Annotated in this window: 3 protein-coding genes; 1 reads left to right on the top strand and 2 read right to left on the bottom strand. The window is 71.4% G+C overall.

Going from position 1 to position 6,144, the window contains the following annotated elements:
- Positions 1-296 precede the first annotated feature (296 nt).
- Positions 297-1,301 carry an acetylxylan esterase gene (locus tag AOJ26_RS37465; protein WP_053852818.1) on the top strand — a complete coding sequence of 335 codons (1,005 nt, stop codon included), beginning with the start codon at positions 297-299 and terminating at the stop codon, positions 1,299-1,301.
- On the opposite strand, the gene AOJ26_RS37460 is transcribed toward AOJ26_RS37465, so the two are convergent.
- Together AOJ26_RS37460 and AOJ26_RS37455 are read right to left on the bottom strand one after the other, a co-directional pair.
- Entirely contained in the window at positions 1,282-4,554 is a 3,273-nt protein-coding gene (locus AOJ26_RS37460; RefSeq protein ID WP_053852817.1) for a GH92 family glycosyl hydrolase, read from the bottom strand. The genes AOJ26_RS37465 and AOJ26_RS37460 overlap by 20 nt on opposite strands.
- A 356-nt stretch (positions 4,555-4,910) precedes the next feature.
- On the bottom strand, positions 4,911-5,975 hold the full coding sequence (locus AOJ26_RS37455) for a lytic polysaccharide monooxygenase auxiliary activity family 9 protein (RefSeq protein ID WP_199828913.1): 1,065 nt from the start codon (positions 5,973-5,975) through the stop codon (positions 4,911-4,913).
- Positions 5,976-6,144: the final 169 nt, after the last annotated feature.

Here is a 6,144-nt window from a genome sequence, read left to right as displayed (position 1 = left end):
GCGCGGGGCGGGACGGGTGGGGGCCGCGGGCCGGTCGTCGACGCTGGACGGTGGCTTGGACGGTGGAGAGGCCGACTTGACGGATGTGCTCATGCTCGGTCCTCTCAGACGGAGACATGGAACCGAAACTTTCGAGCTCTTACCGGTAACTTCGCGGCAACTTAGAGGGCGGGAGAAAGCGCTGTCAATGGGGCGGGCGGGAGATGGGCGGGACAGGAGTTGGGTAGGACAGGGAGGCCAAATCCCCGCGTCCTCCGCAAGTTTCACTACTTGGACCGACTCATGCGAGGTGTCCTGTGCCTGCGTTCGATCTGCCCGCCGCGGAGCTGGAGCACTACCGTCCCGATGTCCAGGAACCCCCGGATTTCGACGAGTTCTGGCGTGACACCCTGAAGGAGGCTGCGCAGACTGAGGTGTTGGTGTCGGTGCGCCCCGCTGAGAACGGTCTGCGGCTGACCCGGACCTGGGACATCACCTTCCGGGGGTTCGCCGGAGATCCGGTGCGCGCCTGGTACAGCAGACCGGCCGGGGTGCCCGAGCCGCTGCCCGCGGTCGTCGAGTACGCCGGCTACGGCCGCGGGCGCGGCCTCCCTCACGAGCGTCTGACCTGGGTGAACGCGGGATACGCACACCTGCTGATGGACAACCGCGGCCAGGGCGACCAGTACGGCAGCGGCGGCGCGACCCCCGACCCGCACGCCTCGGCGCCGGGCGGCCCGGGTCCCGCCGCACGGGGGCTGCCCGATCCGCGCGCCTACCACTACCGGCGGCTGATCACGGACGCGGTGCGTGCCGTGGCGGCGGTGCGGGCCCTGCCGGACGTGGACGGGGGACGTGTCGCGGCCGTCGGCAACAGCCAGGGCGGCGGGCTGGCGCTGGCGGTCGCGGGACTGGTGCCCGATCTGGCGGCGGTCCTGGTCACCGCGCCCTTCCTGTGCGGGATCCGGCGCGCCCTGGACCTGACCGACGCGAGTCCGTACGGCGAGATCGGCGCGTACCTCTCCGTGCACCGGGGCGCGGAGGAGGCCGCGTACCGCACGCTGTCGTACGTGGATGGCGTCTCCTTCGCGCGGCGCGCCGCAGCCCCGGCCCATTTCGGGACGGGGCTGCGTGACACGGTGTGCCCGCCGAGCGGTGCGTACGCGGCCTTCAACCGCTACGGCGAGCTGACCGGCGTGGACCCCCGCAAGGAGATCCACGCCTATCCCTACAACGGCCACGAGGGCGGTGACGCGGTGCACGTGCGCCGCCAACTCGACTGGCTGGCCGGAGTTCTGCCGGTCAGTCGGTGGCCAGGGTGAACACGTGCAGGTCCGTGTTCCGCGGCAGCGTCACGCTCGCGATCCTCTTGCCCTCCGGTGCCGTGAAGGGCTTCGTGGCGAAGACATACGTGGCCACCGGGTCCCGGTCCGCGCCCGCCACGTTGCGGTAGGCGGCGCGGGCGACGACCTCGTTGCCGTACTGGACGGTGCCGCCGCCTCCGCCGACGGTCCAGTCGGTGAAGGCGAGTTCGGCCGTGCCGGTGCTGCCGTCGGTGTAGGTGACGTCGGCCTGGCTCTGCTGGTTGCCGTTGACCGCACTGCCGACGAACGACAACCGGCTGACGGGCGTGTCCAGTTGGAGGGTCTGGCCGGATGCCGTGGCGTTGTCGGGGCGGCCGTTCGGCGGGTTCGGCCAGGTGAAGGCCAGGCCGCCCACCGTGCCCTGCTTGCCGGCGGTGAGGCCGGCCGCCTCCAGCGCCTGGCGGGAGTAGCTCCAGCCGCCGCCGTCGTAGTCGGCCTCGTCGTGGTCGCCGGAGTCGTCCGAGATCCCGGTGTTGTCGTACGCCGCGAGCAGGGTGCCGGGCGCGGCCACCGTGAGGGACACCGGCTGCTCGTACGCGGTGCCCTCCGAGGTGACGGCGACCGTGACGTCGTAGAACCCCTGCGCGGTGCCTTCGGTGGTGCTCAGAGTGATCTCCTGCGAGCCGTCGGCCACGGTGCCCTCGGCGGGGCTCGCGGTGACGCCTTCCGGGGTCTCGACGCGGAAGCGGACCTCGGGGCCCGTGCCGTCGCCGCTCAGGGACAGCGCCCGGACCCCGACCTTGGTGCTGCCGCCCGGGGCGAGCTTGGCCGTGGTCGGGCCGACGCCGATCTGGTACGGCTGCTCGCCCTCGCGGAAGGACGGCGGGGCCGCGTCCGCTCCCCAGGCCGGGGCGGGCTCGGTGGAGAGGGTGTAGTCGAGCCGGCCGCCGTCCCGCACGAAGGACGCGGGCAGCCAAGGCGCCTGGCTGCTACGGCCGTTCACCCTCAGGGAGTGGACGTACGGGGCGTCGGCGGCCGCTCCCTCCGCACGGACGGAGATGTCGTTGCCGGTGGGCCGGTCGATCTCGATGCGCGGGAACAGCGGTGAGGCCAGGACGAGTTCCGACCGGGACGGCACCTGCGGGTACATGCCGAGGGCGGAGAAGACGTACCAGGCGGACATCGCACCGAGGTCGTCGTTGCCGGGGATGCCGCCCGGCCGGGTCGACCAGAGCTGCCGCATGGCGGCCCTGACGGTCTCCTGCGTCTTGTACGGGGCACCCGCGTAGGCGTACAGGTAGGGGACGTTGACGGAGGGCTCGTTGTCCAGCTCGGACTTGTCGCCGCCGTTGCCGGTGAAGGCCCAGTCGCCCTTGTCGTCGTGGAAGAAGGCGTCGAGGCGGTCGAGGGCCTTGGCGCGGCCGCCCATCGCGGCGAACAGACCCGCCGGGTCGTGCTGCACCATCCAGGTGTACTGGGCCGCGGTGCCCTCGACGAAGCCGTTCCCGGTGCCCGGGGTGAATCCGGTGACCCAGCTGCCGTCCGCCTTGCGGTTGGCGATGTACCCGCCGCCCGGGTCCGCGGCGATGTTGAAGTTGTTCTGCCACCACTGGGATCTCTTGGTGAAGGCCGCAGCGGTGTCCTTCTCCCCCGCCGCGCGGGCCAGTTGGGAGAGGGCGAAGTCGGCGCCGGACATCTCCAGGGTCTCGGCGGCGCCGCCCCAGGCGTTGGAGACGGACGGCATGTAGTGCAGCTTCAGGTACTTGTCGAGGGAGGGCCGCTGGCCGACGGACAGTACCGGCTTCCCGGCCGACGACAGGTCCTGCTCGGTGGGGACCGTGGCCGCCCGCACGAGGGAGTCCAGGGCGCCGCGCAGGTCGAAGCCGGTGCCGCCGAAGGCGCGGATGCCGGCCAGCGCGATGGGTGAGGGGTCGCCGTTCATGACGTGGGTGCCGCTCGCGCCGTGCAGCCAGCGGTCCCAGACGCCGCCGTTCTGGCGGGCCAGTTCGTACAGGGACTGCGCCACGTCGGAACCGGTGCGCGCGTCGAGCAGGGTCAGCAGCTGCACCTGGCCGCGGTAGACGTCCCAGCCGGAGAAGGTGCCGTACTGCGCCCGGTGGCCGCGGGCCACGGTGTGCACCTTGTCGTCGCTGCCCCGGTACCGGCCGTCGGCGTCGCTGATGACGTTGGGGTGGAGGAGGGCGTGGTAGAGCGCGGTGTAGAAGGTCGTGCGCTCGTCCTCGGTACCGCCGCCGACGCGGATCGCCCGCAGCCGCTCGCGCCAGGCGCGGCGGGCCGCGTCGCGCACCGCGTCGAAGGAGCGCCCGCGCGGGTTCTCCGCGGCGAGGTTGGCCTCGGCCCCCGCCCGGCTGACGTACGAGATCCCGATCCGGACGCCGACCTGCTCGGTGCCGGGCGCGAACTGGACGTATCCGCCCGCCCCCTTGCCGGCGACGGGCCGCCCGCCCTGGGAGAACCCGCCCGTGCCGCCGGAGGCCCTGACGGACCCGGGGGTGAGCCTGTCGTCCTGCCAGGTGCCGGTGGCCGCGAAGGGGCGGTCGAAGTGGGCCGTGAAGTGCAGGGTGTAGTAGGCGCGTTGGCCTTCCGGGTCCAGGTAGCCGCAGAAGTTGCCGGAGGTGACCGAGCCGGAGACCGTCCGGGTCGCCGGGTCGATCTCCACCGTCGAATCCGCCGATCCCACCTCGGAGTTGGCGGTGCGGAACAGCAGGGAGGCGGGCTTGTCGGCCGGGTAGGTGAAGCGGGCCGAGCCGGTGCGGGCGGTGGCGGCGAGGTCGGCGGTGACGCCGGAGGCCAGACCCACCTTGTAGTGGCCGGGTTCCGCGGTCTCGTCGGCGTGGCTGAAGTCGGACGCGTACACGGCGTCCTTGGTGTCGCTCGCCGGGGACGAGGTCACCTCTCCCGCGAGCGGGAAGAGCGGGATGTCGCCGCTGCCGCCGGCGCAGCCCGTGCCGGACATGTGGGTGAGGCTGAAGCCGCGGATGCGGGTGGCGCCGTACAGGTAACCGCCGGGGGCGGCGGTGCGGGTGGCGTCGCCCCGGGTGTTCTCGGGACTGAAGGAGAACATGCCGAACGGGGTGACGGCGCCGGGGAAGACGTTGCCGCCGTTCTCCGTGCCGATGAGCGGGTTCACGTAGGCGGTCGGGTCGTCGACGAGACCGGGTGGCGAAGCGGCGGGTGCCGCGAGGGCGGGAGTGGCGCCGGTGGCCGCGAGAACGGCCGCCAGCAGCAGGGACACAGGACGGAAACGCATGACGCGGCCCCTCCTCCTTCGGACGGGTCGCGCACCACAGGTCGCACAAGCCGCAGGGACAGTAGCGTGCGCCACGCGTATCACGGAAGGGTGCGTACGGCGGGAGGGACGCGCGCGGCCGTCGCCCGGGCGGTCCAGCTATTTCCCCCAACCTATTTGACATCGTTGTCCGTTGGCGGGGTAGAGTCATGTACAGACCACGTAGACAACGTTGTCGCGCGTCGCGTCGTTCACAAGCCATGCACCATCCGCGTCGGCCACCACCCCCCTGCGCCGACACGGCTCGCGGACCCGGTGGCGCACAGCCCCACCGGGTCCGCCCTGAGCGGAAGGTCCGGTCGTGTTCTGACGGTCACTCAACCGACGCGGCAGGGAAAGGTCGTGGCCGTGTCGCCTCCGGAGCCGGTGACGACGTATCCGAACGTCGCGCTCTGCCCCGGACTCAGTGAGCCGTTCCAGTTGGCGTTGTGGACCATCACGCCTTGGCCGGTGTAGGTGGCGTTGCCGTTCCAGAGGCTGTCGACCTTCTGGCCGGCCGGGAGGGTCCAGTCGACCATCCAGCCCAGCATCGGGACGTCGCCGGAGTTGGTGACGGTCACCTCGGCCTGGTAGCCGCCGCTCCACGTGCCCGTGGTCTTGCGGGTGGCGGTGCAGGTGCCCGGCACGGGTTCGGTCGGGTTGCCCGGCTCGTGGATGCCGGTGACCTCGCCGTTGCCGCCGTCGAAGACGACGTCGGAGCAGGAGTAGAAGGTCTCCGCGCTGTCCGAGCGCTGCCAGACCATGTAGACGATGTGGCGGCCGGACTTGTTCGCCGGAAGCTGCCCGGTCCAGGAGTAGTTGGCCTCGACCGTGCCCGGGCTGCCGTTCAGCGGCGGTTGGTCGACGCTGAGGAACGGCTGGGCCTCCATGTCGTCCCAGGTGAGGGTCTTCTTCGGGTCGAAGCCGTCCTTGGTGACGTAGACGTAGAACCAACCCGGGTGCGCGGCCCAGGCGTTGTAGGAGAAGTCGACCGTCCTGCCCGCGGTGAGGTGGGTCAGCGGCCAGTCGTCGCGGGGGGCGTTGAAGCCGGTGAAGTTGGTGTTGCCGCCGCTGCAGAGCTGGCCGTCCGGCACGAAGCCGCGGGTGCGGCCGGCGCCGTCCGAGCGGAGCACGGAGAACCAGTTGTAGAACGGGGTGGTGCCGCTGACCGCCTGCGCGTTCTTGCAGGCCGGGTTGACCGGCTTGATCTCGCCGGTGTCGGTCAGGGCGTCCTGCCAGCACAGGAAGGTACGGCTGGCGGGCTTCATCGGGGTGCCGTGAGCCTCGGCCTTGCCACCGGTCGTGAGGACCAGGCTGAGGGCGGGGACGGTGGCCAGCAGGGAGACGAGGACCAGGAAGAGGACTCTGGGGCGTGTCACCCTCGATAATTTTGTCAGGATCATGACAGTACAGTCCGCTCCTTGAGGTACGGGCCGTGCGGGGTAGGTGGTTGCCGTGGGATGTTGCCGTGGGATGGGAGCGGCGCGCGGGCGGGTTCCGGTCCGTCCGCGTGGGAGCGCTCCCACCCCACGTGTTGCGGAAGGTAGCGCGAAGTGGGGCGGGTGTAAACAG

Source organism: Streptomyces sp. NRRL B-24085, assembly GCF_001282115.1.
Lineage (GTDB): Bacteria > Actinomycetota > Actinomycetes > Streptomycetales > Streptomycetaceae > Streptomyces.
Note: the sequence above shows the minus strand (reverse complement) of the source record. Positions and strands in the feature narration are given on the sequence as shown.

Bases quoted from the DNA above. Each gene is read 5' to 3' on its own strand.
- AOJ26_RS37460 (WP_053852817.1), bottom strand. From the start codon at position 4,554: ATGCGTTTCCGTCCTGTGTCCCTGCTGCTGGCGGCCGTTCTCGCGGCC.
- AOJ26_RS37455 (WP_199828913.1), bottom strand. From the start codon at position 5,975: ATGATCCTGACAAAATTATCGAGGGTGACACGCCCCAGAGTCCTCTTC.